General features: G+C 71.2%; 29 protein-coding genes. 10 read left to right on the top strand and 19 right to left on the bottom strand.

What is annotated here, in order from left to right; all coding sequences use genetic code 11:
• Positions 1-9: 9 nt before the first annotated feature.
• Positions 10-1,449 carry a CoA transferase gene (locus ACH4EW_RS26550; RefSeq protein ID WP_398261003.1) on the top strand — a complete coding sequence of 480 codons (1,440 nt, stop codon included), beginning with the start codon at positions 10-12 and terminating at the stop codon, positions 1,447-1,449.
• A 141-nt stretch (positions 1,450-1,590) separates the two neighbouring features.
• On the opposite strand, the gene ACH4EW_RS26545 is transcribed toward ACH4EW_RS26550, so the two are convergent.
• The 3 genes from ACH4EW_RS26545 to ACH4EW_RS26535 all read right to left on the bottom strand — a co-directional run bounded on the left by ACH4EW_RS26545 (position 1,591) and on the right by ACH4EW_RS26535 (position 4,627).
• The gene (locus tag ACH4EW_RS26545; RefSeq protein ID WP_398261001.1) at positions 1,591-2,280 is read right to left on the bottom strand and encodes a lysoplasmalogenase; all 690 of its coding nucleotides are present in this window, start codon (positions 2,278-2,280) and stop codon (positions 1,591-1,593) included.
• The gene (locus ACH4EW_RS26540; protein ID WP_398260999.1) at positions 2,277-3,155 is read right to left on the bottom strand and encodes a sterol desaturase family protein; all 879 of its coding nucleotides are present in this window, start codon (positions 3,153-3,155) and stop codon (positions 2,277-2,279) included. Before ACH4EW_RS26540 ends, ACH4EW_RS26545 begins: the two co-directional genes overlap by 4 nt.
• Positions 3,156-3,406: 251 nt before the next feature.
• Complete coding sequence (locus ACH4EW_RS26535; RefSeq protein WP_398260997.1) at positions 3,407-4,627, bottom strand: saccharopine dehydrogenase family protein; 1,221 nt, start codon at positions 4,625-4,627, stop codon at positions 3,407-3,409.
• 135 nt (positions 4,628-4,762) lie between these two features.
• Here ACH4EW_RS26535 and ACH4EW_RS26530 point away from each other — a divergent pair, with 135 nt between their 5' ends.
• The gene (locus ACH4EW_RS26530; protein WP_398260995.1) at positions 4,763-5,557 is read left to right on the top strand and encodes a TetR/AcrR family transcriptional regulator; all 795 of its coding nucleotides are present in this window, start codon (positions 4,763-4,765) and stop codon (positions 5,555-5,557) included.
• Here the strand turns inward: ACH4EW_RS26530 and ACH4EW_RS26525 are convergent.
• Genes ACH4EW_RS26525 through ACH4EW_RS26505 form a run of 5 tightly spaced genes read right to left on the bottom strand, consistent with a single transcriptional unit; the run spans position 5,514 to position 10,451 of the window.
• The gene (locus ACH4EW_RS26525) at positions 5,514-6,227 is read right to left on the bottom strand and encodes a VIT family protein (protein ID WP_398260993.1); all 714 of its coding nucleotides are present in this window, start codon (positions 6,225-6,227) and stop codon (positions 5,514-5,516) included. The genes ACH4EW_RS26530 and ACH4EW_RS26525 overlap by 44 nt on opposite strands.
• Before the next feature lie 25 nt (positions 6,228-6,252).
• The gene (locus ACH4EW_RS26520) at positions 6,253-7,482 is read right to left on the bottom strand and encodes an amidohydrolase family protein (protein ID WP_398260991.1); all 1,230 of its coding nucleotides are present in this window, start codon (positions 7,480-7,482) and stop codon (positions 6,253-6,255) included.
• Complete coding sequence (locus ACH4EW_RS26515; protein ID WP_398260989.1) at positions 7,482-8,759, bottom strand: amidohydrolase family protein; 1,278 nt, start codon at positions 8,757-8,759, stop codon at positions 7,482-7,484. The genes ACH4EW_RS26520 and ACH4EW_RS26515 overlap by 1 nt, the downstream gene beginning before the upstream one ends.
• 10 nt (positions 8,760-8,769) lie before the next feature.
• A complete protein-coding gene (locus ACH4EW_RS26510; protein ID WP_398260987.1) occupies positions 8,770-9,654 on the bottom strand; it encodes an SDR family NAD(P)-dependent oxidoreductase in 885 nt (294 codons plus the stop codon).
• Positions 9,651-10,451 (bottom strand): acetoacetate decarboxylase family protein, encoded by an 801-nt coding sequence (locus ACH4EW_RS26505; protein WP_398260985.1) that lies wholly within the window; start codon positions 10,449-10,451, stop codon positions 9,651-9,653. Before ACH4EW_RS26505 ends, ACH4EW_RS26510 begins: the two co-directional genes overlap by 4 nt.
• A 126-nt stretch (positions 10,452-10,577) precedes the next feature.
• Between ACH4EW_RS26505 and ACH4EW_RS26500 the strand changes: the two genes are divergently transcribed.
• The 6 genes from ACH4EW_RS26500 (at position 10,578) to ACH4EW_RS26475 (ending at position 16,319) form a co-directional block, all read left to right on the top strand.
• Positions 10,578-11,252 (top strand): TetR/AcrR family transcriptional regulator, encoded by a 675-nt coding sequence (locus ACH4EW_RS26500; RefSeq protein ID WP_398260983.1) that lies wholly within the window; start codon positions 10,578-10,580, stop codon positions 11,250-11,252.
• A 29-nt stretch (positions 11,253-11,281) separates the two neighbouring features.
• Positions 11,282-12,280 (top strand): DEDDh family exonuclease, encoded by a 999-nt coding sequence (locus tag ACH4EW_RS26495; protein WP_398260981.1) that lies wholly within the window; start codon positions 11,282-11,284, stop codon positions 12,278-12,280.
• Positions 12,281-12,344: 64 nt separating this feature from the next.
• Positions 12,345-12,578, top strand: coding sequence for a hypothetical protein (locus ACH4EW_RS26490; RefSeq protein WP_072482991.1), 234 nt, complete (start codon positions 12,345-12,347; stop codon positions 12,576-12,578).
• A gap of 71 nt (positions 12,579-12,649) precedes the next feature.
• Positions 12,650-13,465, top strand: a complete 816-nt coding sequence (locus ACH4EW_RS26485) for an SURF1 family protein (protein ID WP_398260979.1) — start codon at positions 12,650-12,652, stop codon at positions 13,463-13,465.
• Between the two features lie 293 nt (positions 13,466-13,758).
• Positions 13,759-15,558, top strand: coding sequence for a glycoside hydrolase family 15 protein (locus ACH4EW_RS26480; protein WP_398260977.1), 1,800 nt, complete (start codon positions 13,759-13,761; stop codon positions 15,556-15,558).
• A 5-nt stretch (positions 15,559-15,563) separates the two neighbouring features.
• Positions 15,564-16,319 (top strand): SDR family oxidoreductase, encoded by a 756-nt coding sequence (locus ACH4EW_RS26475; RefSeq protein WP_398260975.1) that lies wholly within the window; start codon positions 15,564-15,566, stop codon positions 16,317-16,319.
• Between the two features lie 39 nt (positions 16,320-16,358).
• On the opposite strand, the gene amaP is transcribed toward ACH4EW_RS26475, so the two are convergent.
• Genes amaP through ACH4EW_RS26450 form a run of 5 tightly spaced genes read right to left on the bottom strand, consistent with a single transcriptional unit; the run spans position 16,359 to position 18,683 of the window.
• Entirely contained in the window at positions 16,359-16,937 is a 579-nt protein-coding gene (gene amaP, locus ACH4EW_RS26470) for an alkaline shock response membrane anchor protein AmaP (protein WP_398261089.1), read from the bottom strand.
• A gap of 5 nt (positions 16,938-16,942) precedes the next feature.
• Positions 16,943-17,629, bottom strand: coding sequence for a DUF6286 domain-containing protein (locus tag ACH4EW_RS26465; protein ID WP_398260973.1), 687 nt, complete (start codon positions 17,627-17,629; stop codon positions 16,943-16,945).
• Complete coding sequence (locus ACH4EW_RS26460; RefSeq protein WP_398261087.1) at positions 17,626-17,979, bottom strand: hypothetical protein; 354 nt, start codon at positions 17,977-17,979, stop codon at positions 17,626-17,628. Before ACH4EW_RS26460 ends, ACH4EW_RS26465 begins: the two co-directional genes overlap by 4 nt.
• A 5-nt stretch (positions 17,980-17,984) precedes the next feature.
• Positions 17,985-18,176 (bottom strand): hypothetical protein, encoded by a 192-nt coding sequence (locus ACH4EW_RS26455; RefSeq protein ID WP_398260971.1) that lies wholly within the window; start codon positions 18,174-18,176, stop codon positions 17,985-17,987.
• Positions 18,177-18,215: 39 nt separating this feature from the next.
• Positions 18,216-18,683 (bottom strand): Asp23/Gls24 family envelope stress response protein, encoded by a 468-nt coding sequence (locus ACH4EW_RS26450; protein WP_398260969.1) that lies wholly within the window; start codon positions 18,681-18,683, stop codon positions 18,216-18,218.
• Between the two features lie 92 nt (positions 18,684-18,775).
• Between ACH4EW_RS26450 and ACH4EW_RS26445 the strand changes: the two genes are divergently transcribed.
• Positions 18,776-19,477, top strand: a complete 702-nt coding sequence (locus ACH4EW_RS26445) for a hypothetical protein (protein WP_398260967.1) — start codon at positions 18,776-18,778, stop codon at positions 19,475-19,477.
• A 93-nt stretch (positions 19,478-19,570) separates the two neighbouring features.
• Here the strand turns inward: ACH4EW_RS26445 and ACH4EW_RS26440 are convergent, their stop codons facing one another.
• The 3 genes from ACH4EW_RS26440 to ACH4EW_RS26430 form a co-directional block, all read right to left on the bottom strand.
• Complete coding sequence (locus ACH4EW_RS26440; protein ID WP_398260965.1) at positions 19,571-20,362, bottom strand: enoyl-CoA hydratase/isomerase family protein; 792 nt, start codon at positions 20,360-20,362, stop codon at positions 19,571-19,573.
• 151 nt (positions 20,363-20,513) lie between these two features.
• Positions 20,514-20,735, bottom strand: a complete 222-nt coding sequence (locus ACH4EW_RS26435; RefSeq protein WP_398260963.1) for a helix-turn-helix domain-containing protein — start codon at positions 20,733-20,735, stop codon at positions 20,514-20,516.
• A 339-nt stretch (positions 20,736-21,074) separates the two neighbouring features.
• The gene (locus ACH4EW_RS26430) at positions 21,075-22,673 is read right to left on the bottom strand and encodes an ABC-F family ATP-binding cassette domain-containing protein (protein ID WP_398260961.1); all 1,599 of its coding nucleotides are present in this window, start codon (positions 22,671-22,673) and stop codon (positions 21,075-21,077) included.
• Between the two features lie 250 nt (positions 22,674-22,923).
• Between ACH4EW_RS26430 and ACH4EW_RS26425 the strand changes: the two genes are divergently transcribed.
• Positions 22,924-23,337 carry a VOC family protein gene (locus ACH4EW_RS26425; protein ID WP_398260959.1) on the top strand — a complete coding sequence of 138 codons (414 nt, stop codon included), beginning with the start codon at positions 22,924-22,926 and terminating at the stop codon, positions 23,335-23,337.
• A gap of 49 nt (positions 23,338-23,386) precedes the next feature.
• Here ACH4EW_RS26425 and ACH4EW_RS26420 read toward each other — a convergent pair whose 3' ends face one another.
• From ACH4EW_RS26420 to ACH4EW_RS26410, 3 genes are all read right to left on the bottom strand, one after another.
• On the bottom strand, positions 23,387-24,742 hold the full coding sequence (locus ACH4EW_RS26420) for a hypothetical protein (RefSeq protein ID WP_398261085.1): 1,356 nt from the start codon (positions 24,740-24,742) through the stop codon (positions 23,387-23,389).
• A 141-nt stretch (positions 24,743-24,883) separates the two neighbouring features.
• Positions 24,884-26,011, bottom strand: a complete 1,128-nt coding sequence (locus ACH4EW_RS26415; protein WP_398260957.1) for an alpha/beta hydrolase — start codon at positions 26,009-26,011, stop codon at positions 24,884-24,886.
• Positions 26,012-26,149: 138 nt separating this feature from the next.
• Entirely contained in the window at positions 26,150-26,809 is a 660-nt protein-coding gene (locus ACH4EW_RS26410; RefSeq protein WP_398260955.1) for a class II aldolase/adducin family protein, read from the bottom strand.
• Positions 26,810-26,869: the final 60 nt, after the last annotated feature.

Below are 26,869 nucleotides of genomic sequence, written 5' to 3'. Positions count from 1 at the left end.
AGTGCGGGAATGACCCATGCACGAATGTCCGGTACGGAGCAGGCCTGGGCGGCGCTCGGCGGTGATCCCGCGCTTCTTGCGCGGATCGGGACGAGCGGTCCCGACGGGCTGCTGCCTGCCCGGCTGCCCGTCATGGAACTGGCGCGTTCCGCCGTCGCGGTCTGCTCACTGGCCGCTGCCGAACTGGCCGCGCGCCGCACCGCACGCCCCGTGCCGCAGGTCCGGGTCGACGACGGCGCGGTGGCCACGGCGTTCACGAGCGAGCGCCATCTGCGGATCGACAGGCGCGCACTGACCAACTTCGCCCCGCTGTCCCGGTTCTGGCGCACGGCGGACGGCTGGGTCCGTACGCACGCCAACTACCCGCACCACCGGGCCCGGTTGCTCGCCACGCTGGGGCTGCCCGCGGACACCTCGGACGACACCGCCGTGGACGCCGTCGCGGCCTCGTTCACCGGGCGCCGGGGACCGGAGATCGAGCAGACGGTGTACGCCGCGGGCGGCCTGGCCGTGGTCGCCCGTACGCCCGAGGAGTGGGCGGCCGGCCCTCGGGGCGCGGCTGTCGCGGCCACGCCGCTGGTGGCCAGGGACCGCATCGGCAGCGGGCCGGTCCGCCGGACGGCGGCGCTCGCCGGTGAACCGCTGCTGCCCGCCGCCGGGTTGCGCGTGCTGGACCTCACCCGGGTCATCGCGGGGCCCGTCGCCACCCGTACGCTCGCGCTGCTCGGCGCGGACGTCCTGCGGATCGACGCCCCGCAGCTCCCGGAGAGCCAGGACGCGCACAGCGACACCGGTTTCGGGAAGCGGTCGGCGGACCTGGATCTCGGCAGCCGCTCCGGCATGGCCGTATTCGACGAGCTGCTGACCGACGCGGATGTGGTCGTCGTCGGCTACCGGCCCGGTGCGATCGAACGGTTCGGCCTGATGCCGGAGTCCCTGGCCGCGCGCAGGCCTGGGCTGGTGATCGGGCGGCTCTCGGCCTGGGGGCAGGGGCCATGGGCACAGCGGCGCGGCTTCGACAGTCTGGTGCAGGTGGCCACCGGCATCGCCTCGGTCGAGGCCACGGCAGGGCCCGAGAACCTGCCCGGTGCGCTGCCCGCCCAGGCGCTCGACCACGGCACGGGCTATCTGCTGGCCGCCGGCGTGCTGCGCGCACTGACCGAGCAGCACGACGCGGGCGGCTCCCGGCTGGTCACGCTCTCGCTCGCCCGTACCGCCGCGTGGCTGCTCGAGGAGCTGCCCGCCCGGGCGGAGTCCGGGGCCGAGTGCGGTGCCGGGTCCGGGGTCACGGGTTCGTACGACCCGGAGAAGTGGCTCACAGAGACGGACAGCCCGCTCGGCCGGCTGCGGCACGCCCTGCCGCCGGTCGCCTTCGACGGTTCGCCCGCTGACTGGTCGCGTCCGCCGGGCCCGCTGGGGGCGGACGCGGCCGCCTGGCTCACGGCTTGACGAGCGCCCTCGGCGCCTTACGACCTCGCCTCCGCGACGGTGCCGAGGAATCCGTGCCCGATGCGCTGTCACACGCGTGTCGTGGGCGCGTGGATGACGGTGGCCCACATATGACCCACATGCGAGGGGCGCCTGCTGAGTTCAGACGCCGTTACTCTGCTCACGGTGCGCCTCGGGGGTGGCACCAGCCCGTTTCCCGCCGGGCGCGAGCGCTCCGACGGTCAGCAGGAACTGCGCCGCGATGTAGGTGAACATGATCCAGAAGTCGGGGGCGGGCAGCTGCGGCCAGTCGGCGATGCCGGTGGCGATGAGCGCGTCGGAGAGCAGGAAGAGCGCCCCGCCGACGGCCGCGTAAGGGCCGAGGGTGCCGGCGCGGTACGCCATCACCGTGAGCAGCAGGCTGTAGCCGGCTATCGGAATCCGCATGTCCGCCGGCAGCCCGCTCCAGAGCAGCGCGACGAAGATGACCAGGACGGCGGCATACACGACCCCCACGGGCAGCGAACCGCGGGCGCGCCCGAAGAGCCAGAGATAGCAGACATGACCTGCGGCGAAGGAGCCCATCCCGATGAGGAAGGCGGCATCGGCGTCGAACAGCAGGAACACGTCGCCGCCCCAGCCGAACAGGAGCGCCGCGATGAGCAGCCGGGGGCCGCGCCGGGCGGCGGCGTACCCGGCCAGCAGCGGCATCAGCAGGGGCTTGGCGACGAAGTGGGCGGCCGGGACGCCGGCGAGCAGGCCGAAGAGGTCGACGGCCGAGGCCACGAGGAAGGCGATGAGCAGCGGGCGTACGAGACGTTCCCGCCGGTCCGTGACGGCGGCGGCGCTCATCCGATGCGCTCCTGGGCGGGGACGGGCGTACGGGCGGCCGTTCCGGCCGGCTGCCAGCCGGGCCCGCGGAAGATCCGCCCGGCCCGCTCGCTCCAGCTGACCGCCGCCCGGACATCGCGGGCGATGGCTGCGTACTCATGCGTGGCGACACGGAGCGGATTGAATGTGTCGATGTTCTTGGTGAGGCCGTACACGGGCCGCTCCGCCTCGGCGGTGAAGGACCCGAAGAGCCGGTCCCACAGGATCAGGATGCCGCCGAAGTTCCGGTCCAGGTAGCCGCCCTGCGACGCATGGTGCACCCGGTGGTGGGAGGGCGTGTTCAGTACGTACTCGAAGGGCCTGGGGAGCTTGTGGACGCGCTCCGTGTGCACCCAGAACTGGTAGACGAGGTTCGCCGACGAGCAGAAGGCGAGCGCGGCCGGATGGACACCGCAGGCGATGAGCGGCACATAGAACGGCCAGACGGTCAGCGACGTCCAGGGCTGGCGCAGCGCGGTGGAGAGGTTGAACTTCCGGCTGGAGTGATGGACCACGTGACAGGCCCAGAGGATCCGGATGACATGGTGGCCGCGGTGGGACCAGTAGTAGAAGAAGTCCTGCGCCAGCAGCATCAGCGGTACGGTCCACCACAGCACGGGCACGCGGAGCGGGGTCAGCTCGTAGACCGCGGTGTAGATCGCGACGATGGGCACTTTCCACAGCAGGTCGAAAACCAGGCTGCCGAGCCCCATGGTGATGCTGGTGGCGGTGTCCTTCGCCTCGTATCCGGCGGCTTCGTCATCGGGATGGAAGTGGTGGAGAGCCATCTCGAGGACAGTGAGCAGGACGAAGGCCGGTATGGACCAGAGCACGACATCGGGCAGGTTCGGCTGCATACAAGCACCGTAGAGCCGCAGGTCCGCCGGGACCAGACGTAGTTACCAACAAGTATACGAGACGTGGTGTCAGCAGTATTTGGTGACTTCCGCCAATGCGGGCGTCGTACGATCCCTGTACTGGAGCTTGCGCGGGGGAGAAACTGCTGTGCAGGGTGGAGCCCGAGCGGCTCCGCGTCCCGGCCTTCCGCCCGGCGGACGCGGTCGCGGAGCCGGTCGTGGAGCTCGCGGGTCCGGATCGACTGGGCTGCTCAGTGCTCGCGCATGCCCCAGGGCGAGCCGTACTCGGTCAGCAGGTCCAAGAACACGCGAGCCGGGAACGCCTCCGGGCCGAGGACACCCGAGCCCGACCAGGCACCGGTGGCGAGGAGTTCGAGAGCGACAACCGGGTTGACCGCGGTCTGCCACACCACCGCCTGGCTACCGTACTCCGCCATGGACCACTCGTTGTCCACCACGTGGTAGAGGTACACCTCGCGAGGCGCACCGTCCTTGACACCCCGCACCCACGTGCCCGCGCAGGTCTTCCCGCGCATCCGCTCGCCCAGCGTCGCCGGATCCGGCAGGCAGGCGGCGACCACGTCGCGGGGCGACACCGCGACCGGGCCGTCGGCGCCCCGCACAGTCACGGGGTCGGTGCGGTCCAGGCCCAGCAGGTGCAGCGTCCGCAGCGTCTCGATGAACTCCCGCCCGAGCCCGTACTTGAAGGTGACGCGCCGCGCGTCGATCCAGCGCGGGACCAGCAGCACCTCCTCGTGCTCCACGTTCACGCACTCGACCTCCCCGATGCCCTCCGGGAAGTCGAACACCTCGGGCTCGCTGAACGGCGCGGTGGTGAACCACCCCCGGTCCGCCTCGTAGACGACCGGCGGGTTCAGGCACTCCTCGATCGTGGTCCAGATGTTGAAGGACGGCGCGAAGTCGTAGCCGTCGACGGTGAGATTCGCGCCGTCGCGGACGCCGATCTCCTCGATCTCGTCGAAGAGTTCATCGGCCGCATACCGTGCGAACACGTCCGACAGGCCGGGCTCCACGCCCATGCCGACCAGGGCCAGCGCGCCGTCCTTCGCCCAGTCCTCGGCCTGCGAGAACTGCGCGTCGCCGAGCTTGACCCCGCACTCCGCGTACGGCCGCTCGGGGTGCGGCTGCGACAGCGACATCGCCATGTCGAGGTAGGTGGCGCCGGCCGACCGCGCCGCCTGGAACAGGGGCATGACGAAGCGCGGGTCGGTTGCGTTGAGCAGGACGTCGCACTCGTGCCGCCGCAGCAGCGCCGCCACCGCCGCCTCGTCGCCCGCGTCCACGTGCTCGGCGCGGAATCGGGACGAGGCGGCACCGAGGGCGGTGACGGCCGCCTCGGCGCGCCCGAGGTCGTAGTCGGCCACCACCATCAGGTCGAAGAACGTGCGCCGGGCCGCGATCCGGGTGATCGCGGTGCCCACACCGCCGGCTCCCACGAGCAGTACACGCATGGCAAGAATTCCCTCTCGGTCAAAGACATCGAAGACGAGGCGCGCCTGACCGGAGATACAACGCCCTGGGCTCACGTAAGGTCAATAGCGTTGGCATAAGCCTCGGAACAGACGTGCAGGAAGAGGGTGGCGACGGTGCCGAAACCAGTGGTGCCCGAGGAGAAGCGACAGCGACGCCGTCCCACCAGGAGCGGCACCGTGCTGTCCGAGCGGCTCGTCGTGGAGGCCGCACTGCGGCTGCTGCGCGAGCACGGCAGCGCCGGCCTGACCACCCGCCGGCTCGGCCTGGCACTGGACTGCGACCCGAGCGCCCTGTACCGGTACTTCCGCGGCATGGACGACCTCACCCTCGCCATCGGCGACGCCCTCATGGGGCAGGCCCTGCGGGGCTGGCAGCCTACGGGGAAGTGGCGTGCGGACCTGCAGACGATCGGCTCGCGCATCCACGCCGCGTACGTGGCCCACCCGCAGGCTGCGCAGCTGACCGCGAGCCGGGTCACCGGCCGCGCCCACGAACTGGCCGCCGACGAGGCCGTCCTGGACGTGCTGCGCACGGCCGGCTTCCCGGTGCCCGACACCGTGCGGATCTACCACGCCTTCATCGATCAGGCGCTGGCCTTCGCCGCACTCGACGCGGCCTCCCTGGCCCTGCCCCTGGCCTCCCTGCGCGCCGACGAGGACATGTGGCGTTCGACGTACGCGCACCTGCCGGCCGCCACCCACCCCCGGATCGCCGAGGCGGCGCCGCTGCTGGCGACCCGCATGGTCACCAGCGCCTACCCGACAGCCCTGGAGATGCTCCTGGACAGCGCGGCCGCCCGCCTCGAGCGGCTGCACCGGCCGGGCCCCGGACGCCCCCGGCCGGACGGGACATTCGAAACACGCCCTACACGCCCACAGCCCCCAGCAGCGCCCCCGCCGCATAGGTGACCGCCATCGCCAACGCCCCTCCACCCATGTTCCGCAGCACCGCGGGCACCGCCCTCGCTTCGCCCAGCCGTGCGCTCCACCAGCCCGTCAGTGCCAGCGCCGCCAGTACTGACAGCACGGTGACGATCAGCCGCAGCGACGACGGGGGCAGCACGATCGCCAGCAGGGGCAGCAGCGCTCCCGCAGTGAACGCCAGGAAGCTCGCGCCCGCCGCGTGCCACGGGTTCGTCAGCTCGTCCGGGTTGATGCCCAGTTCGACCACCGCGTGGGCGCGCAGCGCATCGCGTTCGGTCAGCTGGAGAGCGGCCTCGCGGGCGACTTCCCGGCTCAGCCCCTTGCCCTCCAACAAGCCGGTGAGTTCGACGAGTTCCGCCTCGGGGGCCTCCGACAGCTCGCGTTTCTCCATCGCCAGCGCGGCCCGCTCCGAATCGCGCTGGGTGGAGACCGATACATACTCGCCCACCGCCATCGACATGGACCCGGCCAGCAGCCCTGCCAGGCCCGCCGTGAGCAGGGTGCCGCGGTCGCCGGTGGCGCCGGCCACTCCGACGACCAGGCCCGCGGTGGAGACCACACCGTCGTTGGCACCGAGCACCGCGGCGCGCAGCCAGTTCAGCCGCGCGCCGAGCCCGTTGCCGTGCGCTTCGTCATGCGCCTGGGTATCCGTCACCCGGGGATGGTCTCACTCCGCCCGGTCACCAGACGCGTACCGACCCGCCCGGCGCGAAGGCGGGACTGGTCGCGTCGGGCGGGATCTCCTTCAGGGGCTCGGCGATCTCCGCGACCGTCGGGCCGACGGTCGCGGCGACACGGTCCAGCGCCGCCAGGTCGAACCCGTAGACGCGCGCGGCATTGCCGCCGGCCATCGCCGCGATCTCCTCGGGCGGCAGACCCGCGTACGCGATCCGCAGGCCTTCTCGTGAGTACGGGGCGGTCCCCTCGTCATGCGGGTAGTCGCTGCCCCACATGATCTTGTCGATGCCGATCCGGTCGCGCAGCGGCACCTCGTGCGGCCGCATGAAGCTGGCGCCGACATAGCAGTTGTCCCGCCACACCTCACCGGGGCTCGCGCCCATCGAAGCGGCAAGCCCCGCACCGAATTTGGACTCGGCGGTGGATGCCCTCGTTGCCGCCGCGACCAGCCGTCCGTGGTAGTAGTCCAGCATCTCCACGACGCCCGGGATCCAGCCGGAGCCCTGTTCGGTAAGGACCAGTTTCAGTCCGGGATGGCGGCGGAAAGCCCCGCCGAAGATCAGGTGCCACAGCGCCCGGTGGGAGAACCACGTCGTCTCCACCATGAAGACGGCACGCGCCGCCGGTTCGTCGCCGAGTGGCGGGGAGGCCGAGCCGCCATGGTGGTTCACCGGTACGTCCAGCTCCTCGCAGACCGCCCACAGCGGGTCGTACACCTGGGAGTACAGCTCCGGGATGCCGGATCCCGGCGGGGTGCCGGGCAGCAGGATGCCGCCGGTGAGCCCCGCCTCCTTGGTGCGGCGGATCTCGCGGACCGCCTCCGCCGGGTCGTTGAGGAGGATCTGTGCGACGCCCGCCCGCCGGCCCGGCACCTGCGCGCAGAAGTCGGCGAGCCAGCGGTTGTGGGCGCGCAGGCCGGCCCAGCGCTGTTCGTACTCCGCCTGCGACGGCGCGGGCGCCACCAGGGAGGCAGAGGGGAAGAAGGGCGGGATGGTGTTGGGAAAGACGACCTCCGCGACGATGCCGTCCGCCTCCAGCTCCGCGACGCGCCGCGCGGAGTTCCAGTTCCGGTCGGCGGTGTCGGCGAGAAGGTCCTCGTACGGGTTGACGTAGGCCGCCGCCCAGGCGTCGAAGTCGTCGTGGTGCTTCGTCTCCAGATACGGCTTGTAGTCGAGGAGGTCGGCGCCCGCGTGACAGTCGGCGGAGATGACGGTGTAGCGCTCGCGGGACATCAGCCGACCCCCAGGACCGGGAAGTCGTGGTCGGTCAGCCAGTGCCGGCCGGCCTCCCGCGAGCGCGCCCAGGACGCCTCGACCGCCGCCTGGTCGGCGCTCTGGCCCAGATCCTCGGGTGTGGGGCCGATGCGCTCGGCGATCGGCGCGAGCTTCGCCGTGTCGAAGCCGAAGACCTCTGCTGCGGCGAGGCCCAGCATCCGGCGGGTCTCGGCCACCGGGATGTCGTGGAAGGTGTTGCGCAGCCAGTTCGCCGTGTTCGGCCAGGTGCCTTCGGGGTGCGGGAAGTCGCTGCCCCACAGGATGTTGTCGACGCCGATCTCGTACCGCTGGGCCAGTTCGCGGCGTTTGGTGTTGGTGGCACAGATGAAGACCTGGCGGTCGAGGTACTCGTGCGGGGGCCGCTTCAGTTCGGCGAACGGGGAGAGTTTCTTGCCGCCGTGGGCGCCGAGGTAGAGCCGGTCCATGAACCAGAGGAGGTTCGGCAGCCACCAGCAGCCTGACTCGGCGACGCCGAACCTCAGCCCGGGGTGGCGTTCGAAGGCGCCCGACCAGAGCAGGAACCAGAGCGGGCGGGACGGCCACCAGGTGACCTCGGAGACGTAGATCCCGAGGTGGTCGCCGTACTCGTGGCGCGGAGCAGCACCGGAGTGCGTGACCACCGGCATGGCCGTCTCGGCGGCGGCCGCCCACACGGGGTCGTAGCGGCGGTCGTGGTACGGGGCCTTGTCCACCCACATGGAGGGGATCATGAGCGCGCCGAGTCCGGACTCCTTCGCCCGGAAAATCTCCGCGACAACCCGGTCGACCTCGCCGGTGACGGGCAACAGGGCGACCCCGCAGTGGCGTTCGGGGTTCTGCGAGACGAAATCGGCGAGCCAGCGGTTGTGGGCCTGCGCGCCCGCCATGCCCAGTTCCGGGTCCTGATCGCCGGAGAGCCCGAGGCCCACTCCGAAGGGGGCGGCGGTCCGGCTGTCGACGGCGTCCGCGTCGGGGAAGACGACCTCGGCCGCCACCCCGTCGCCGTCGAGTTCCTTGAGACGCTGCGCGGCGTCCCAACCGCCCCTCAGCCCTTCCTCGTTGTCCTGGAACCACTTGTCGGCGAAGGCCTCGTTGCGTACGCCGAGGCGGGTCATCTCCTCGCGGCGGCGGTCGCGCCCGGCGAGGAAGTCGTCGAAGTCCCGGTGGAAGCGGGGGTCCAGATAGGGCCGGTACTCCTCGGTCGGCAGCCCGGCGTGGCAGTCGGAGGAGATGATCAGGTACGGGTCGTCGGTCATCGCTCGCTCCTCAGTCGAGTATGAAACTCTCCAGGTACGACGGGTCGGCCCGGTCGAGCATCGACTGCGACCTGGCGCGGATCTGCCGGTCGCTGTGCTCGCTCTCCGGCAGCATCCAGAAGCGGTCGGCGCGTATCCCGTCCACGACGGTCCCCGCGACGTCCTCCACCGGGGTGAACTCCACCTCGCGGCCCGCCGCCCGCATGGCGGACTCCCACTGGTCGAGGCTGCGGTACGGGGTCCTGCGCGGGCGTTCCTTGGCGTACCGCTCCGGGCGGTTGCGGTGCGACTCCCACAGTCCGGTACGGAGCATGTGGGGGCCGGGGAAGAGGACCGAGGCGCCGACCGGTGCGCCCTCCGCCTTCAGATGTGCGTACAGCGACTCGGTCATCGTGACGACGGCGGACTTGGTGACCGCGTACACGGAGGCGGTCGGCAGCGGGGCGATCCCGCCGTCGCCGGACGAGGTGTTGACGACATGCCCGGGGCCGCCGGCCGCGATCATGCGGGGCACGAACGCCTGGATGCCGTGGAAGACACCCCACACATTGACCGCGAACGCCCACTTCCAGTCGTTCGGCTCGTGCTCCCACATCCGGCCCTCGGCCCCGGAGCCGACACCGGCGTTGTTGCACAGCACATGCACGGCGCCGAAGGTGTCGTACGCGGCTTCGGCCAGGGCCTGTACGGATTCCCGCTCGCCGACGTCGACGACCCGGGCCAGCACCTGCGCACCGTCCTGGCGCAATTCGCCTGCCGCCTTGTCGAGCGCGCCCTCCTCCACATCGGCGAGGACGACTTTCAGCCCCTCGGCCGCGAACCTGCGCGCCATCGCGAGGCCGATGCCGCTCGCGGCGCCGGTGACGACGGCGACCTGGCCCTCCTCCAGCCTCATCGGACGCTCCCTTCCGGCGGGCCGTCATGGATCTGCTGCGGGTCGTCGTAACGCTGGTGGATGTACGGCAGCAGCGCCTCGGCACTCACCCGCTCCACGGCCCTGCCCTGCTGGTCGCTGGTCTTCTCGCCGATGGTGATGTCGACCAGCCGTCGTACCGGGAGGTCGGCGACCGGGTCGTACATCGACTCGCGCAGCACCACATCGCCCGATATCCGTTCCAGTCTGCGGACCTTCTCGTGGCGGGTGCAGTGGATCAGGACGGGGTCGGAGTCGAACCCTTCGCCGTCCACCGCGGGCAGGAATTTGAAGTAGAAGTCGAGCTTGGCCGTCGGCTCGGGCAGCGGGAGCGGTTCGCCGACCGCGCCGCGCACCTCGACGAACGCGATGCCGTGCCGGGCGAGCGCGGCCCGGACGACGAGGCCGTCGCGTTCGACGGTCACCTCGCCGAGCTTCTTCGGTTCGCCGAACACCTCACGGCCGCCGGTCAGCGCCCGTTCATGGGTCATCGGCATGACGAGCGGGTACCAGCCCTCGTGCCCGTCGTGGACGGCGGCGACTGCGACGGAGCCCGCACCGAGGGGGTAGCCGGGGAGTTCGACCGTACTGATGCTGGCCCGGACGAGCGGGCGCTCCGCGGGTTTGAGGGGCGGCGGGATAACAGCCGCCACCGCGTCGGGGTCGCTCTCCCAGAGGGCCACCACGCCGGTGGACCAGATGTCGGGGAGCGCGGAGCGGGCCGCGCGGGCCGCCGCGATCTCGGCCTCGGTGCGCGCGCCGTACCGAACACGTGCCATGCCGTACCACCCTTCTCGGTCTTCCGTTTCCCGGTTCTCCGTGCGGGTTCTGTAACACAGTTACACCGACACCGATGAAGGGTAAATAGGCATGCACGTAACGGAGTTCGAGAATCAAGGAGCGCTGTGGCGCGATCGTCGCTGACCCGCGAAGAGGTCCTGGACACGGCCGCCGCCCTGGTGAAGCTGCACGGCCCGCAGGCCCTCACCATGCGCGCTCTCGCCGCCGAACTGGGCACCGCGGTCACGTCGATCTACTGGCACGTCGGCAATCGTGAATCGCTGCTGGACGCGCTCGTCGAGCGCACCGTGCAGGAGATGGGCACCCTCCGCCCGGCCGGCCGGACCCCGGCGGCCCGTATCGTCTCCGTCGCCCGCGGCCTGCGGCGCGAACTGCGGGCCCGGCCGCATCTGATCGCGATGGTCCATGAACGAGGGCTCACCGAGCGGATGTTCCTCCCCGCGCAACAGGCCCTCGTCCAGGAGGTGCACGCCGCGGGGCTGCGCGGGGTGCGGGCGGCCGCGGCGGTGCGGGCGGTGCAGTTCCAGACCGTCGGCTTCCTTCTCGTCGAACGCAACCGGGAGCGGTCCCCCGTTCAGTGCCCCGGCGAGGGCGATCTGTGGGCTGCGTCCACCGCGGACGACGACCCGGCACTGGCCCGCGCACTGGCCCGGCCCGCCGCCCCGGACCGGCTGTTCACGGATTCCGTCCGGGCCCTGGTGAAGGGGCTGCTGTCGGACCCCGTACAACAGGGGTTGCGCGGCGGAAGCGGCATACAGGAACGGGAGACGGCCGAATAGGAGACTGTCAGTCGCGGCCCGTATTCTCTGTGACCATGCTCGACGACCTCCAGACCGCAGCACCGTGGCCGACCGCCTACCCACAGGGGTACGCGGTCGTCGACGTGGAGACCACCGGACTCGCACGGGACGACCGGATAGTGTCCGCTGCCGTCTACCGTCTGGACGCGCAGGGCAATGTCGAGGACCACTGGTACACGCTCGTCAACCCTCAGCGTGACCCCGGTCCTGTCTGGATCCATGGGCTGACCAGCGATGTCCTCGAAGGTGCTCCGCTCTTTCCGGAGGTCGCCGCCCAGCTCTCCGAGCGGCTCGCGAACCGCGTGCTCGTCGCGCACAACGCGGCTTTCGACTGGTCGATGCTGGCCCGGGAGTACGCACGGGCCTCGATCACCGCCCCCGTCGAGCAGCGCCTGTGCACCATCGCGCTCTCCAAGGAACTGCGGCTGCCGCTGCCCAATCACAAGCTGGAGTCGCTGGCCGCGCACTTCGGAGTCGTGCAGCAGCGCGCCCACCATGCCCTGGACGACGCCCGGGTGCTGGCCGAGGCCTTCCGGCCGAGTCTGCATGCGGCGGCGCGGGGCGGGGTGCGGCTGCCGCTGCTGGAGTGCCGGCCGCTGACCGAGTGGTCGGACTCCCCGGTCACACCGCGGGTCGGCTACCAGCCTTCGTACGGTCAGAACAGCTGGCGTCCCTCGCGCAAGCGCCCGGCGTGCCCGTATCCCAACCCCGGGCGGTACGAGAAGGACAAACCCCTCATGCAGGGCATGCGGGTGGCGTTCTCCGGGGACACCTCCGTCGATCGCGAGCTGCTGGAGGACCGGGCCGTGGAGGCCGGGCTGCATGTGGCGACCAGTGTGTCCCGGCTGACCAGTCTGCTCGTCACCAATGACCCGGACTCGGCGACGTCGAAGACGGTGAAGGCGAAGTCGTTCGGCACACCGGTTCTGGACGAGAGCGCGTTCACCCATCTGCTGCGCGATGTGGCACCGGCGTCGACGCGGGCGGCCGCGCCGTCATCGGAGTGAACCGGGGGCGACTCGCCCGCCCGCCGCTCGTCCGCCGCCGCCCTTGCGTCCCACCCTGTGGCGCATGGCACGTTGCGAGGTTTGCGGAAACGACTACGGCATGTCGTTCGAGGTGCACGCGCAGGGCGCGGTGCACGTCTTCGACTGCTTCTCCTGCGCCATTCACCGCATGGCGCCCATCTGTGAACACTGCAGGGTCCAGATCATCGGCCAGGGTGTCGAGGTCGACGGGCACTGGTTCTGCGGCGGTCACTGCGCCCGCGCCGAGGGGAAGGTGGGCATCATCGACAAAGTCTGATCAACGGCCGCCGCACCCCCTTCCCCCACCCCTCCGCAGCGCACCCCATGACGCAGTTGTACCGTCATGGGGTGTACCGCTTCCTGTTGACCCGGCAGTGGCTGATCCTCGCCCTCATCTCCCTCGTCCTGATTCCCACGATGGTCGAGCTGGGCTTCTGGCAGCTGCACCGGCATGAGAACAAGGTCGCGCAGAACTCTCTGATCTCCCGCAACCTCAAGGCGAAACCGGTTCCGGTCGCCTCGCTCACCTCCCCGGGTCACACGGTCCCGCGCTCCGACTACTGGCGAACGGTGACAGCCACGGGCACGTACGACACCGCGCACGAGGTGGTCGTACGCCGCAGGACCTCCAACGACGACAAGGTCGGCGTACATGTACTGACCCCGCTCGACCTCAAGGGCGGCGGCACGGTCCTGGTCAACCGCGGCTGGGTGCCCTCCGCCGACAGCCAGCGCGCGTACCCCGACGTACCGGCCGCGCCCAAGGGCGAAGTGACCATCACCGGGCGGCTCAAGGCAGACGAGACGACGAGCGCCAGCGGCATCAAGGACATCTCGGACCTGCCGGACCGCCAGGTGATGCTGATCAACAGCGCCCAGGAGGCCGAGCGGCTCTCCCGGCCCGTGCTCGGCGGCTACATCGAGCAGAGCGGACCCGAGCCCTCCGGCGGCTCCCCGGAACTGATCGCGGCCCCTGACGACAGCTCGATCGGCCCGCACATGGCGTACGCCGTGCAGTGGTGGCTGTTCGCCGCCGGTGTCCCGGTCGGCTACGTCGTCCTCGCCCGCAGGGAGAAGCGCGAGCGGATGGAGACGGCGGCCAAGGCCGCCGCCGGGGAGCGGGACGCCACCGAGCCGGAGAAGCCGGAACCCGCGACGGCCTGACCCCGTCTCCGCCCGGATGCCGGCGTGCCCCCGCCTCTCGTGACCTCCTGAGGCTGCTTACGGCCTCACCCACGATTGGCAGTGGGAGAAGGAGCGGTGCCTGGAGCCTTCGAATCCAAGGCGGAGGAGGGAGTGATGGCGAATGGGGCCTCCCCTGCTCGAGCGAAGCCGAGAGCTCGGGGAACATCGCGACTGACGACAACGCGGGAGGCGGAGGCCCCAGGCGCTGCGACGCCGCTGCCAATCGAGGGTGAGGCCGTTAGCCGGGCCCAGGTTCGGGAACACGCCAGAACGTGACCCCACGCATCGAGGACTACGCCCTCATCGGCGATCTGCAGACGGCCGCCCTGGTCGGCAGGAACGGTTCTGTCGACTGGCTCTGTCTGCCCCGCTTCGACTCGGGCGCCTGCTTCGCGGCCCTGCTCGGCGACGAGGAGAACGGCCACTGGCGGATCGCCCCGAAGGGCGCGGACACCTGCACCCGGCGCGGCTACGCGGGTGACTCCCTCGTCCTGGAGACCTTCTGGGAGACCCGTACCGGCACGGTCAAGGTCATCGACTTCATGCCGCAGCGCGACCGGGAACCCGATGTCATGCGGATCGTCGAGGGCATCAGCGGCACCGTCGAGATGAGCTCCGTGATCCGGCTGCGCTTCGACTTCGGCTCGGTCGTGCCGTGGGTGCGCCGCTCGCAGGGGCACCGGGTGGCGATCGCGGGACCGGACTCGGCCTGGCTGCGCAGCGAGCCGCCGGTCAAGACATGGGGCCAGCAGTTCTCCACCCGCTCGTCGTTCACCGTCTCCGCGGGCGAGCAGGTGGCGTTCGTCCTGACCTGGCACCCCTCGCACTCGCCCCGCCCCGATCTCGTCGAGCCGTTCGAGGCGCTGGAGAACACCCTGTCCGACTGGGCCGAGTGGTCCGCGCGGTGCAAGTACCGGGGACCGTACCGGGAGGCGGTGGTCCGCTCACTGATCACGCTGAAGGCGCTCACCTTCGGCCCGACCGGTGGCATCGTGGCGGCTCCCACCACCTCGCTGCCCGAGGAGATCGGCGGCGTACGGAACTGGGACTACCGCTTCTGTTGGCTGCGGGATTCCACCCTCACCCTCGACGCCCTCATCTCGGCCGGCTACCTGGAGGAGGCCGCCGCCTGGCGGGACTGGCTGCTGCGGGCCGTCGCCGGGGACCCTGCCGACCTGCAGATCATGTACGGCCTGGCGGGCGAACGCAGACTGCCCGAGTCGGAGCTGCCGTGGCTGCGCGGATACGAGAACTCCAGCCCGGTCCGGATCGGCAACGCCGCGGTCCGCCAGCGTCAGCTCGATGTGTACGGGGAGGTCATCGACTCGCTGCGGCTCGCGCGCGAGGCGGGCCTGGACGACAAGCCGCACGCCTGGAATCTGCAGCTCAGCCTGCTCGGCTTCCTGGAGTCCACCTGGCGCGAGCCGGACGAGGGGCTGTGGGAGATCCGCGGCCAGCGCCGCCACTTCGTGCACTCCAAGGTGATGGCCTGGGTCGCCGCCGACCGTGCCGTACGCACCCTGGAGAAGGACCCCTCGCTGGCCGGCGACGCCGACCGGTGGCGGGCGATGCGGACCGCCGTGCACCGGGATGTGTGCGAGAAGGGGTTCGACCCGGTACGGAACACCTTCACGCAGTCCTACGGCTCCCGGAATCTGGACGCCGCGACGCTGCTGATCGCCCGGACCGGTTTCCTGCCGCCGGACGATCCCCGGCTGGTCGGGACGGTCGACGCGGTCCGGGACGAGCTGGGCAGCGGCTGCCTGGTCCGCCGCTACAGCACGGACGGCGCCTCGATCGACGGGCTGCCCGGCAACGAAGGGGCCTTCCTGGCGTGTTCGTTCTGGCTGGCCGACGCCCTGCGCCTGACCGGGCGCATCGATGAGGCCAGGGATCTCTTCGAGCAACTGCTGGCACTCCGTAACGATGTGGGGCTGCTCTCCGAGGAATACGACATCGTCGGGCGCCGGCAGGTCGGCAACTTCCCGCAGGCGTTCAGCCATATCGGACTGGTGGGCACCGCCATGGCGCTGGCCGGGGAGGACGCGCTGGGACTCGACGCGGCAGGATAGGGCCCATGGATCTTGGACTGAAGGACCGCGTGTACATCGTCACCGGAGCGAGCCGGGGGCTGGGCAACGCCACGGCGCGGGCGCTGGCCGAGGACGGCGCAAGGGTGATCATCACCGGCCGGGACGAGAAGCGCGTCGAGGCGGCCGCTGCCGAACTGGGGCCGGACGCCGTCGGCCTGACCGCCGACAATGCCGACCCCGCCGCCGCGCAGCGTCTGGTGGACAGCGCGCACGAGCGGTTCGGGCGGCTCGACGGCGTACTCATCAGCGTCGGTGGACCGGCACCCGGCCTCGTCGCCGACAACACCGACGAGCAGTGGCAGTCGGCTTTCGAGTCGGTCTTCCTGGGGGCGGTACGCCTTGCCAGGGCCGCGGCGGCCACGCTCGGCGCGGGCGGTGTCATCGGCTTCGTGCTCTCCGGTTCCGTGTACGAGCCGATCGCCGGGCTGACGATCTCCAACGGTCTGCGGCCGGGCCTTGCCGGTTTCGCCAAGTCCCTGGCCGATGAGCTCGGCCCCCGGGGCATCCGCGTGGTGGGCGTGCTGCCGGCCCGGATCGACACGGACCGGGTGCGTGAGCTGGATGCGCTCTCGGGCGATGCGGAAGCCTCTCGCGCGGCCAATGAGGCACGTATTCCGCTGCGGCGCTACGGCACGCCGGAGGAGTTCGGCCGGACCGCGGCGTTCCTGCTCTCGCCCGCGGCGTCGTATCTGACGGGCATCATGCTGCCGGTCGACGGCGGCTCCCGGCACGGATTCTGAACCGGCCCGCTCTGCCCTGGACCGCCACGGAAATCACCGTCAACTCACCCTTTCCGCACGGTGCCTGACCGCCCTCAGCCGCACCTCGGCCGGCAGCTCCGCCAGCCCCGCCGAATCCCGGGCATGGGCCAGCGCCTCGTCGGTGAGACGGCCGAGCGCCGCGTCCGGCTCCGCGTGCGGCTCCATCAGCAGGCGGATCCTGGCGCGTGGCGAACTGCGTCGGCCGGTCAGCACGACGTGGGCGCGGGCCACCCCGTCCAAGGTCCCCGCCTCATGGGCGAGCACCCCCTCCAGGGCCCGGCCCCGCAGCAGCGCGCCCTCGCCGTCGCCGCTGTCCACCAGCACCTCGGCGAGGCGGGCGCGGCGCAGCTGGGCCAGCAGCCACCACAGGGCGAGCACGACCACGACGGCGAGGACCGCGATCACGGTCGGCCACCACCAGCCCTCGCCGCGCCAGCGGTCCCGTTCTGCCTCGCTGAGGAGCACATCACCCTTGCCGTACCAGGGCCACCAGGACGGTACGGAGAGACCGAGCCCGGCCGCGAGCACCGCGCCGCCGCCGCAGATCAGCACCAGCCCGGCCAGGCCGAGCAGTACCCGGTTGACGGTCCCGAGCAACGGACTCACCTCTTCTTGGCCGGACGGCGGACTTGTACGGACAGGCTCGGCGGCCTGGCCAGGCCCAGTTCCTTGATGCCGGTCCCCAGCACGGTGTCCAGATCGGCCCGTACGTCGTCGAGTTCACGGAAGTGCGACACCGCACGAACCCCGGTCTTGCCCCGGCCCATCCGGACCCGTACCGACTGCACACCGGACACCTCGATGGCCCGGTCCCGCAGAACCAGTGCGGCCGCGGCCCGGTCGAGGCCGGCCCGTACGCCGGGACGGTCGCGGCGCATCGGCAGCAGGTCGCGGAGTCCGGGGGTGACGGCGAGCACGAGCAGCCACAGGCCGATCGCCACGGCGGCCGCCGCGCCGGACAGCACCCGGACGTCGTCCAGCGGCCGGCCGGCGAGTTCGTCGGCCAGCGTGCGGCGCCACTGCATCGCCGGATGGCCGGCCCGTACGGCTGCCACGTCGTAGAGCAGCAGACCGGTGCCGACGAGGATCACCAGGGCGAGGACCGCCGCAGGAATACGGCGCGCGGACCAGAAACGGCCCGCCCCGCCACCGCTCTCCTGCTGGGCGGGCTCCGGGTCGCAGGCAGCGGACGAGGCGGACCGGTCGAGTTCGGGCACGGCCCCCTGTTCGACGGGCCGGGTGGTGGGCGGCCGTTGCGTACGGTGTTCCGGGTCGTGGGGCTCGGTCACCGGATCCTCCCCTGTGCCGCGATGCCCGCTCCCGTCGGATGCAGGCGCTCGACCTGTACGGCGACCTCGGGCACTTCCATCCCCGCCAACGCCTTCACCCGCTCGGCGACATGCCGGCGCACCCCGCCGCACTGGCGGCCGATGTCGCAGGGGTATCCGAGCTCCAGGCTCACCCGGACCCGGGCTGTGTCGCGATGCACCGTGACCGTGGCGCGCGGCGAGACGCCTTTCTTCGGCGGCTCGTCGATCGCCTCCTTCGCCGCCTGCGCGGCGATCTTCGCGACCACCCGGTCCGCGATCCGGGTCCCCCCGCGCTCACCGGCGGGTACCCGGCCGCTCACCCCCGGCAACGCCGTCACCGCCGTCGGCCGCCGCGCTCGCGACTCCGGAAGAAGTCGCCGGGCTCCAGGTCACCTTCCAGGAAGCGGCCGACGACGAACCCGATCGCCCCCAACGCGGCCACCAGCAGAAAGGCCCCGAATCCGCCGAAGTACCCGGCGAATCCGAGCGCCATGCCGGCCACCATGCCGATCACAGCCATGGTCATCCTGTGCTCCTCGCTCCTCAACTGCCTCGGTCACGAGGTCTACTGGAGACGTGGCTCGGGCTCTTCTTCTTCCTCGTCGGGCAGCTTCACGTCGCTCACCGCGATATTGACCTCGACGACTTCCAGGCCGGTCATCCGCTCGACCGCCGCGATGACGTTCTCCCGTACATCACGGGCGACATCGATGATCGACACGCCGTAGTCGACGACGATCTCCAGGTCGAGAGCGGTCTGCGATTCGCCGACCTCCGCCTTGACGCCCCGGGTGACGGACTTCCCACCGCCGGGTACCCGTTCGCGCACCGCTCCGAACGTACGCGCGAAGCCACTGCCCATCGCATGGACACCGACCACGTCACGTGCCGCCATTCCCGCGATCTTCTCGACCACGCCGTCGGCGATGGTCGTACGGCCACGGGTGGCGGGGGCTCCCCCGCCGCGCTTGGTGAGCGGGCTCGGTTCCTTCTCGGGGCTCTCGGGACGGTTCCGCTGTGGGGTCTCGGTCATCGCCACTTTTCCCTTCGGGACGGGTTGAACCTCGCTGCCCACATTAAGTGTGCTTGCCCCGTTTCGCGCCGTGGATGCGGCAGGCTGGGGAGATGACGACGGCTGACAGCCCGCACAGGGCCGACGGATGGGCGGCAGCGGTCCGTCAACGGCTCGGCCTCGGCCGGCTGCTGCCGCTGGGCGGTCCGGCGGACGGGGCCTGGATCTCGGAGCGGGCCGTTGCCTGGGTGCTGCGCGACGCGGTGGGCGGGCCGGGACCAGGGCCGGTGCTGGGAGAGCTCAGAATCGCCGTGGCTGATCCGGACCGGGCCCCGGACGCGGAGGTGGAACCACCGCCGAGTGCGCTGCCGCCGGGGCCACTGCGGATCGAGGCGACCATGTCGGCGATGTCCGGCCGACCGCTGCCCGCCGCCGCCGCGGATCTGCGCTCGGCACTGCTGACGGCGGCCGGGCACCGGCTGGGCCTGGTGGTCGCCGAGGTGGATCTCCGGGTGACGGAGCTGCTGGACACACCACCCGAACGGCGGGCGCCCGCACCGGCCGAGGTGCGCTCGGCGAGACCGGAGGGGGTGGCGGGGGTGGCCGCCGCGGGTGTTCCCGGTGTCGTGACGCTGACCCGGGTTCTGGGCAACGCGGTGCGCCTGGGCCCGGATCACGTACGGGTCGAACTGGCGACGGACTCCGGCCGCCGGGCGCTCGATGTGGCGCGTGCGGTGCGGAGCGCGGTGACGGATGCGGTGGAGGGGCATCCCTCGGTCGCGGTCCTGATCACGGCGGTGGTGGAGCGGGACTGACCACCGGACGGAGCCGGCCACCGGGCGGACCTGAGGAGCGAGCCCACCCGGCGGTCGAGGGCACAGCCCTCCCGCCCCATGTGCCGGTCGGTCTCAGTCGGTGATGCCCGCCAGGTCGCGCAGACGGCGGCCCTGCGCGGCGCGCTCGGCAACGCGCTGCTCCTCGTAACCGCGGGAGACGGCACCGCTCAGCAGTGCCTTGGTCTCCACGACCGCATCGCGCGGGGCGGCCAGCAGTGCGCCCGCCAGGTCGCGGGCTGCGGCGTCCAGCTCGTCGGCGGGCACCACGAGGTTGGCCAGGCCGGTGCGCTCGGCCTCCTCGGCGTGCACGAAGCGGCCCGTGGCGCAGATTTCGAGCGCCCGGGCGTACCCCATCAGGTTGACCAAAGGGTGTGTGCCGGTGAGGTCGGGGACCAGACCGAGGCTGGTCTCGCGCATGGCGAACTGCACGTCCTCGGCGACGATCCGCAGATCGCAGGCGAGGGCGAGCTGGAAGCCGGCACCGATCGCATGCCCCTGGACGGCCGCGATCGACACGATGTCGTTGCGGCGCCACCAGGTGAACGCCTCCTGGTACTCGGCGATGGTCGCGTCGAGCTCGGCCTCCGGGCCGCGCGCCATGTCGAGGAAGGACGGCTCACCGTCGAACCCCTCGGGGGTGAACGCCTGCCGGTCGAGGCCCGCGGAGAAGGACTTGCCCTCGCCTCGGAGCACAACGACCCGCACATTGCCGGGCAGTGCCCGTCCGGCCTCCGTCAACGCCCGCCACAGAGCGGGGGACTGAGCGTTGCGCTTGGCCGGATTGGTGAGGGTCACCGTGGCAACCGCGTCATCGACGGTGAGTCGTACGCCGTCCTTGTCGAGCACAGAGTCGAGCGAGGTCATGGGGCGCCTCCGGATCGGGTCAGTCAGCACTTCAACCTAAGTGACTGAACAGTAACCACCCGACCGACATCACGATCGACCGGGTGGCCACCGCCGAAACCGGTGAGCCTCGGGGCGGGCCGGAAGGCCCGCCCCGATCCGCCGAAGGCCGTCAGGCCGTGGCGGTCTTCTTGCCTCGTGTCGCTCCGCCGCGTCCACGCAGCGTGACTCCGGACTCGCTGAGCATCCGGTGGACGAATCCGTAGGAGCGGCCGGTCTCTTCGGCCAACGCCCGGATGCTCGCACCGGAGTCGTACTTCTTCTTCAGGTCTGCCGCGAGCTTGTCGCGCGCGGCGCCGGTAACCCGGCTGCCCTTCTTCAGAGTCTCGGCCACCCGTGCCTCCTCATGGGAAGTGCGCTCTGGACTCTCATGATCACCCCTCGACGGCTTCCTGGCCACCCATTCGGCAAGGTCCGTGCAACCGGATTCCCGTCCGGGAGCGGGCCGATACGACCGGAATCCCGCATTCCGCCGGGCTGTGGAGACAAGTGGGGACAGGCTCGGGACGAACCGCCAGGTCAGGGCCACACGGGGTGAGCGGCCCCATATGGGTGCGCCCGGCAGGTATCTGCCGGGCGCCGCGCCGAGGTACGAGACGTACTCACTCAGATGATGGATCACGCGTAGGCCGAATGATCCAGACGAAGTGGATCAGGGGTGACCGGGCCGGGATCAGGCCAGCGCGACGAGGTCCTGGTAGTCCGCGCCCCACAGGTCCTCGACACCGTCCGGCAGCAGGATGATGCGCTCCGGCTGAAGCGCCTCGACCGCCCCCTCGTCGTGCGTGACGAGGACGACGGCGCCCTTGTACGTACGCAGCGCGCCGAGGATCTCCTCGCGACTGGCCGGGTCGAGGTTGTTCGTCGGCTCGTCCAGGAGCAGCACATTGGCGGAGGAGACCACCAGGGTCGCCAGTGCGAGACGGGTCTTCTCACCGCCGGAGAGGACGCCGGCCGGCTTGTCGACGTCGTCACCGGAGAAGAGGAACGAGCCCAGGGTCTTGCGGACGTCGACAAGATCGAGGTCGGGTGCCGCGGAGCGCATGTTCTCCAGGACGGAGCGCTCCGGATCGAGGGTCTCGTGCTCCTGGGCGTAGTAGCCGAGCTTGAGTCCGTGCCCCTCGATGACCTGGCCGGTGTCGGGCTTCTCGGCGCCGCCGAGAAGCCGGAGCAGCGTGGTCTTGCCCGCGCCGTTGAGGCCCAGGATGACGACCCGGGAGCCCTTGTCGATGGCGAGGTCCACATCGGTGAAGATTTCGAGGGATCCGTACGACTTGGACAGGCCCTCCGCCATCAGGGGGGTCCTGCCGCACGGCGCGGGCTCGGGGAAGCGCAGCTTGGCGACCTTGTCGGAGACCCGGACGGCCTCCAGACCGGAGAGCAGCCGCTCGGCGCGCTTGGCCATGTTCTGCGCGGCGACGGTCTTGGTGGCCTTCGCGCGCATCTTGTCGGCCTGGGAGTTGAGGGCCGCGGCCTTCTTCTCGGCGTTCTGCCGCTCGCGCTTGCGGCGCTTCTCGTCGGCTTCGCGCTGCTGCTGGTAGAGCTTCCAGCCCATGTTGTAGATGTCGATCTGCGAGCGGTTGGCGTCGAGGTAGAAGACCTTGTTGACGACCGTCTCGACGAGCTCGACATCGTGGGAGATCACGATGAAGCCGCCGCGGTAGGTCTTGAGGTAGTCGCGCAGCCAGACGATCGAGTCGGCGTCGAGGTGGTTCGTAGGCTCGTCGAGCAGCAGGATGTCGGCGTCCGAGAACAGGATGCGGGCCAGTTCGACGCGGCGGCGCTGACCGCCGGAGAGCGTATGGAGCGGCTGTCCGAGCACCCGGTCGGGCAGGCTGAGCGCGGCGGCGATGGTGGCGGCCTCGGCCTCGGCGGCGTAACCGCCCTTGGTGAGGAACTCCGTCTCCAGGCGCTCGTACTTCTTCATCGCCTTCTCACGGGTGGCGCCCTTGCCGTTCGCCATCCGCTCCTCGTTCTCGCGCATCTTGCGCAGGATCTCGTCGAGACCACGGGCGGAGAGGATGCGGTCGCGGGCGAGTACGTCGAGGTCGCCGGTGCGCGGGTCCTGCGGGAGGTAGCCGACCTCGCCGGAGCGGGTGATGGCGCCACCGGCGGGGTTGCCCTCACCTGCGAGGCACTTGGTGAGAGTGGTCTTGCCCGCTCCGTTGCGGCCGACGAGGCCGATGCGGTCACCCTTGGCGATACGGAAGGAGGCGGACTCGATGAGGATGCGGGCGCCGGCGCGCAGCTCGATGCCGGAAGCGGTGATCAAGGTAAAACTCCAGGGCGGTGTGGACGGCGGACGGGACGGCTACGGACTCACGACTCGACGCCGTTACTGATGCACAAGGAGCATTGCCATGCGGGTCATTCTACTGGCGGTGTGCAACCGCTTTTCCAGCCCCGCGGCGCCCCCCATGTGCCGGTCGGTCCGAGTCCTCCGGGCCGTTGCCAGTGGCCGGTGAAAGACTGAGACGTAGGTCACAGAAGTGGTCGCGGGAGTACGAGAAGGGGTGAGCGCAATGGCAGGCGCACCGGCCGGCGTTCCGACGATCTATCCGACGATTCTGTACGACGACGCGAAGGCCGCGATCAGGACGCTGACGGAGGGCCTCGGCTTCACCCAGGAAGCGGTGTACGAGGGCGAGAACGGCACGGTGCTCCACGCGGAGCTGTCCTGCGGCAACGGCAGGGTGATGCTGGGTTCCAAGGGCCGCGGGGGTGTCTTCGCCAAGGCGATGCAGGACGCGGGCCCGGCCGGTGTCTACGTCGTGGTGGACGAGGTCGATGCGCATCATGCCCGGGCCGTGGAGTACGGCGTGGAGATCCTGATGCCGCCCACGGACCAGGACTACGGCTCGCGCGACTACACGGCGCGGGACGGGGAGGGCAATGTGTGGAGCTTCGGGACGTACGCACCGGGGTCGGCGGACTGACGGCCGGACGGGCTTGTGGTCAAGCCCGTCCGACACGGACCCACCCGCGCTACGCGCCGCCCGTGTGTACCTGGAACGCGGCCCGGCGCACCGCTTTGGCCAGCGCCGGGTCGGGGTGCGCGGCGGCCAGGGCCACCAGGACCTGCACGGTGCGCGGGTGGCCGACTGCCCGTACCTCGTCCAGCAGCGCCGGCACCGTGCCCTGGACGGCCGAGTCGAGATGGCGGACCAGCAGCCCGGTCTCGCCGTGGTCTGCGACGGCCGCCGCGGTGTCGACCCAGAGCCAGGTGGCTTCCTCCCGGCTGAGGACGTCCTGGGCGTCCTCGGGGTCCGTTCCGTCGTACTCGGCCAGCCACAGCAGTGCATAGGGGCGCAGTGAGGGGTCGCCCATGACGGAGCGCACCTCGGGTTCGGCGGGGGCGCCGACGACCCGGAGCGCCTCGAAGGCGAGCCCGCGCAGCAGCGCGTCCTCCCCGCGGGCGACGCCGAGGAGTTCGGCGACGGCGCTGCCGACGGGGCGGGCGGCGAGCCAGGCACGGTATTCGGCGCGGGCCGGGCCGGGGGTGAGCCGGGCGCAGCCGAGCAGCATGTCGGCGGCGGACTGCTCGATGTTCCCGGCCGGGCTCTGCGCCGCGACACAGATCTGTTCCAGCTTGACCCAGACCGCCCAGTTGCCGAGCGGGGTGAGGGTGGCGTGTCCGGCGCCGAGAGTGAGCGCGCCTACGGCGGCCAGTCCCTCAAGGGCCCAGTCGAGAAGGAGGGCGACCAGGGCGGCAGGGTGCGCCGCGGGGGCGGATTCGGCCGGTGCGGGTAGCGCCTGCGGGCCGTACGGCACCTCGCAGCGCTCCTCGTGGAGTTCCGCGACGCGCTGGCCGAGAAGGTCCAGGAGGGCGGGCACGGTGACCGGACCCGCCGAGAGCTGAAGGAGGGAGAGCACCTGCGGCACGGCCTCGACGGCCTCCGCGACCGCGGTGGACTCGATGCCCTCGGGCGCGGGGTGGACGAGCGACCAGGCGTCGAAGAGCGCCACCCAGCCGCGGAGGACAGCGGAGTCGTCGCGGTCCCAGGCGCGCAGCCGCCAGCCGGGGCGTGCGGTGTCGCCGTGCAGTTCGACCAGACCGGCGAGCCGGGCCCGGTCCCAGCCGGAGCGCACCTGGGCCGGGGACAACTCCAGGGCTGTCGCGGCCCGTTCGAAAGCATGGGCGGCCAGTGGCGGCGCGCCGGGCATCGCGCCGTCGGCTGCCCAGTGGGCGATCCGTACGGCGTCGGCGAGGACCGTCCTGGCCTGACGGGCCAGTTCCGCCCTGGGCGGGGTGCCCTCCGGGGGGCGGGGAGCCGGCCTGGTGCGCCGGGTGGTAACGGCCTTGCGAGCGGTGGCAAGGGGTCGCGGGCGGACAAGTCGCAGCCTGGAGTCGCGCGGGGTACGGGACGTCACGGGGAGCAGTCTTGCCCCTGACGGCCCGAAAGCCCAAACGGAACCCGAATTCGCGGTGGAAGGGGGTGCCGTGCGGGGTCCGGCACCCGTCGGCCGATCGCTCATATCAGGTCACATCAGAGGTGTGAGGAAGCGGCGCAGGGCCTCTTCGTAGTGGAGCGGGTCGGCATTCCACATCGCCCCATGCGGAGCCTGCGGTACGGCGCGCAGGGCGACCAGGTCCGGGCGGCGGGCAGCGAGATCGCGGGACGGCTGCCAGGGGGCCAGGGTGTCGTCCGGGCCGTGGAAGATCAGGGTCGGGACATGCAGCGCCGGTACGAGGGAGCCGTCCAGGAGCCGGGCGCCGCGCAGTCCGGTCTGCCCCGGGGCGGCGCGGACGGCGAGCGGCAGCAGTGCGGTCGGGACACCGCGGGCGACGGCCAGGGCGCGCAGCGTGGTGGCCCGGTCCAGGACCGGGGAGTCGAGGACGAGACCGCAGATCCGGTTGCGGAGCGCGGAGTTGACGGCCGCGTGCAGTGCCATCGAGGCACCGGTGGACCAGCCGTGCAGGACGACCTTCTCGGCTCCGTACCGCACGGCGAAGCGGATCGCCGCGTCCAGGTCGTGCCATTCGGATGCGCCGAGGTGGGCGAGGCCGTCCGGAGAACGCGGGGCTCCGGCGTCGCCGCGGTAGGCCAGGTCGAGCACGGGCAGACGCAGATCGTGCAGGAACTCCATGACGTTCATGGGGTGTTCCCTGGTGGTGCCGAGGCCGTGCACGGTGATGACCCAGGTGTCGCGGGGGCCGGGCAGGAACCAGGCGGGCAGGGCGCCGAGTTCGCCGGGGATCTCGACTTCTCTGTATTCGAGGCCGAGGGCCGAGGAGGGGTCGCCGCTGTGCAGCTGTGGGGTGATCCGGACCTTGGCACCGGTTTCCAGGCTGCCGCGGGTGACGCGTTCCAGTCTGCGGACGACGGTGTCGGGAGCGTGCCGGGCGTGTTCGATCACCGGGCCGACGACGGCGTGGACGTCGTCGGCCACCAGTCCGTACGTACCGGGCCGCAGGGCGGCGAAGGAGCGGGTCAGGGTGACCTGTCCGGCCGCCGTGGCGTGCACGGTGATCCTGCGGTCGGTGGGCAGTGGTCCTCCGGACGGCGCTCCGAGAGCGGCGTCGCAGGCGTACCGGCCGGCCGCGACCGCTGCCGCACCGAGGCCGAGGATCGTGGTGACGGCTGCTGCCGTGACTGTTGCCGGGCGCACCGCTCCAGTGTCGCGGCGTGCGCCACACCCGGCCAGCTGACGGGGGCCGTCCGGTGTCCCGCCGGGGGCGGGACGGACAGATGGGAACGGATGGCAACAGATGGGACAGCGGGGGGCAGCGGGGCAGGCAGGGGCGGGTCAACCCGGTTGCCCGTATCCCTTCAGCGCCTCCTGTACGTCGCGCAGCTGGGCCGGGGAGAGCAGGTTCGGGGTGTGCCCGGGGACGGAGCTCGCGGCGAGCCAGAGCCGGCAGAGCCATTCCAACTGGGCGGTCCTGTCGTACGCCTCGTCCAGGGTCGCGCCGTAGGTCACGGTTCCGTGGTTCTGGAGCAGGCAGCCCGTACGGCCCTGCAGGGCGGCGAGCATGTTCTCGGCCAGTTCCCCGGTCCCGTAGCGGGCATAGGCCGCGACGCGGACGGGTCCCCCGAGCATCGCGGCGGCGTAGTGGACCGAAGGGACCTCGGGAACCAGGGTGGACACGGCCGTGGCATGCACCGCGTGGGTGTGCACGACGGCGGCGGCGTCGCTGTTCCGGTAGACCGCGAGATGGAGCGGGAGTTCGCTGGTCGGGGCCAGTTCGCCGAGGACGCGATTGCCTTCCAGGTCGACGCCGACGGCGTCCTCGGGGCGGAGCCGGTCGTACGGCACCCCGCTCGGGGTGACCAGGACCGTCCCGCCGACCCGTGCCGACACATTTCCCGAGGTCCCGACGACGAGACCGTCCGCCGCCGTCCTGCGGGCAGTGGCGACGACACCGTCCCAGGCACGTTCGATCGCGTCCCGCTGCTGATCGCTCATGCGGAGATCCTGCCAGCCCGGCGGGCGAAGAGGTATGCGATCGGTCACTCCAACGACCTC

This window comes from Streptomyces sp. NPDC018000 (genome assembly GCF_044328025.1).
In the GTDB taxonomy this organism is placed as follows: Bacteria; Actinomycetota; Actinomycetes; order Streptomycetales; family Streptomycetaceae; genus Streptomyces.
The sequence above is the reverse complement of the archived record's forward strand: the minus strand, read 5'-3'. Positions and strand labels throughout refer to the sequence as shown.